The organism is uncultured Rothia sp. (assembly GCF_937976295.1).
Taxonomy (GTDB): domain Bacteria; phylum Actinomycetota; class Actinomycetes; order Actinomycetales; family Micrococcaceae; genus Rothia.
Window position 1 is genome coordinate 1 of the sequence record NZ_CALJRY010000206.1, and the last position, 2,411, is coordinate 2,411.

At 57.8% G+C, this 2,411-nt stretch carries 4 protein-coding genes; all 4 read left to right on the top strand.

Features of this window, described 5'->3' with window-relative positions:
• Positions 1 to 126 precede the first annotated feature (126 nt).
• The gene (locus tag Q0216_RS05650; protein WP_298593634.1) at positions 127 to 669 is read left to right on the top strand and encodes a hypothetical protein; all 543 of its coding nucleotides are present in this window, start codon (positions 127 to 129) and stop codon (positions 667 to 669) included.
• A gap of 62 nt (positions 670 to 731) precedes the next feature.
• Positions 732 to 1,673, top strand: coding sequence for a phage major capsid protein (locus tag Q0216_RS05655; RefSeq protein ID WP_298593636.1), 942 nt, complete (start codon positions 732 to 734; stop codon positions 1,671 to 1,673).
• Positions 1,674 to 1,699: 26 nt separating this feature from the next.
• Positions 1,700 to 2,188, top strand: a complete 489-nt coding sequence (locus Q0216_RS05660; RefSeq protein ID WP_298593638.1) for a Gp19/Gp15/Gp42 family protein — start codon at positions 1,700 to 1,702, stop codon at positions 2,186 to 2,188.
• Positions 2,189 to 2,196: 8 nt separating this feature from the next.
• On the top strand, positions 2,197 to 2,411 hold a 215-nt coding region (locus Q0216_RS05665), incomplete at its 3' end, for a hypothetical protein (RefSeq protein WP_298593639.1).

Below are 2,411 nucleotides of genomic sequence, written 5' to 3' on the forward strand. Positions count from 1 at the left end.
CGCGGCTTTATGCTTCGGTCTAGAAGACCGTCGGGGGCGTCACCGGCTAACTCCCTATAACTTTTTGTGAAAGGCATCCTGCTAAGCGGCAGGGTGCCTTTTGCTATACCCGAAAGGAACAAAAAGATGAGCGAATCACCTGTCACCGAGGCAAAGGTTGAAGAGACCACCGAAACTACGCCCCCGTGGGAACGTGACGGCGAGACCTTCGACCCCGAGCGCGCCTGGAAGCTGGTTCAGAACCTGAAAGCTGAGCTGGCCACTGTGAAGGCGAAGCGGGCAGAGGCTCCTGAACCTGCTGCTGCTGAAGAGCCCGAGCAGGAACCCGAAGCTGAAGCCAAGCCCACTGAGGCTGAAACCTCTGAGCCGCAGGATGATTCTGCCACCCAGATTGCGTCCCTGCAGGCTGAGCTGGCGCGCGTCAAGGCGCTCGCCTCCGTTGGCCTGTCTCAGGAGTTCGCGCCTTTTGTGCCGGGTGCGACCAGCGAGGAAATCGAGACGAACCTCGCTACTCTGCAGAAGCTCATCAGTGATGCCGCGAATGAGAAGACCGAGGCGGTCCTCACGGCGGCACCGAAGAGCCGAGGCATGGCGCCGAACCCCGCACAGCACGCGGCGCCGGCACGTGACGTTTATGAAGAGACCGCAGAATACATCTTCGGTCGATAAAGCCGACAAGCCCCTCTTACCTCAAGAGGGGCTTTATCTATACCTAATTGGAGGAATAAAGAATGAGTGCAACTGCTACTCTTGACGTTTTTAAGCGCGGCGGCATCCTGCCGCCGGCGTACGCACGTCAGATCATTGCTCGCGCAAACGAGGCATCCGTTGTGCAGAAGCTGGCGAAGTCGGTACCGATGCCGATTACTGGCACTAGCATTTCCGTTCAGACCTCCCAGCCGCAGGCTGGCGTGGTTGGCGAGGGCCAGCTGAAGCCTGTGACTAGCATGGGTCTGACCACCAAGTCGATTAAGCCTATCAAGGTCGCCGCCACGATGTATTGGTCGCGAGAGGCGCGCGAAGCTGACGAGGCGGGCTACCTGAAGGTCCTTGAACAGCAGGCAGCAGCTGCGATTACCCGTGCATTTGATCTTGCTGTGCTCCATGGCAAGAGTGCCCTAACTGGTCAGGAAATTACGGGTGTCGAGTTCGTGAACCAGACCACTAACCGTGTTGAGCTGGGTAGCTCTGCGAAGGACAAGGGCGGCATCTTTAATGAGCTGATGGCAGGTACCGACCTGGTGAACCTGAATGCCGATTTTGACTTCGAGGTGGACGGTTTTGCAGCAACCCCTGAGCTCCGTTCTCGACTCTACACCGCAACTGACACGACCGGTCGCCCTCTCTACAGCGACACGATTGACTTGAAGGCAGGCCTCGGCAACGTGATGGGTCTCCCTGTTGCCTATTCTCGCTCGGTTTCTGGCAAGGTCGGCGCTGCCCCTGATACGAAGGTCAAGGGCTTCGCAGGTGACTGGAGCACCCTGCAGTACGGTTTTGTCGACAAGCTGACTCTCCGATACACCGACCAGTCGACCATCGTGGATAACGGAACCATGGTTCACCTGTGGCAGCAGAACATGGAGGCGATGCTGGTCGAGGCACAGTTCGGCTGGGTCTTCACCGACAAGAGCGGCTTCGTAGCATTTGAAGACAAGGTAGCTGACAAGTAATCAGCTGCTTAGGCTAAGGAGGAGAGATGAGTGAGAGGCTGACTATCGCATCTGTGGAGGATGTGAAGAGCGCTCTCCGCCGCGATTTTCGTGGGGATGAGGAGTCTCATGTCTCCTCCTTGCTGGAGAAGGCGGAGAATCTCATCCGTGTTCGCTATCGCCGGCTCGACGAGCTGGCTCTAGACGAGGTCGTCTTCGACCTTGTTAGGAATATCGAAGCTGAGGCAGTTGCTCGCGTTCTTCGCGCTGATGACGGAGGAATCTACCGCAGCGAAACTGAAGACGGTTATAGCTACCAGCTGAATTACCTGGTCGCGTCTGGTCTTCTGGACATTCTGGAGAAGGACTGGAAGAACTTAGCACAGGCGACGGGCACCGGCAGGTTCCGGACTGTTGCGCTGGCGAGTGATGGCTATGCTGCGGCGCGCTCCAGCGGGCGCGTTGCTGCGGGGCCGTGGCAGTTTCAATATGGGTGGCCAGCGCAGGATTCATTCTCATGCCGCCGGTACCTTTAGGGAGTGGCATGAGTAGGATTCGAAAAGGTCTCCATACAGTCATTGTCTACCCGCGCATCCACAGTGCGGATGCGTATGGTGACGTCGTGGAGACACTGGGCACGGGGGTGTCCGTGCAGTGCAATGTCCAGCCGTCCAGCGCGAATGAGATTCTTGACATGCCTGGCGGACTCACCCCCAGCACGATTTGCCGAATAAAGTACTGGCCGCAGGAGCATGACGG

Coding starts and splice junctions, on each gene's coding strand:
- Q0216_RS05650 (WP_298593634.1), top strand. CDS start 127: ATGAGCGAATCACCTGTCACCGAGGCAAAGGTTGAAGAGACCACCGAA.
- Q0216_RS05660 (WP_298593638.1), top strand. CDS start 1,700: ATGAGTGAGAGGCTGACTATCGCATCTGTGGAGGATGTGAAGAGCGCT.
- Q0216_RS05655 (WP_298593636.1), top strand. CDS start 732: ATGAGTGCAACTGCTACTCTTGACGTTTTTAAGCGCGGCGGCATCCTG.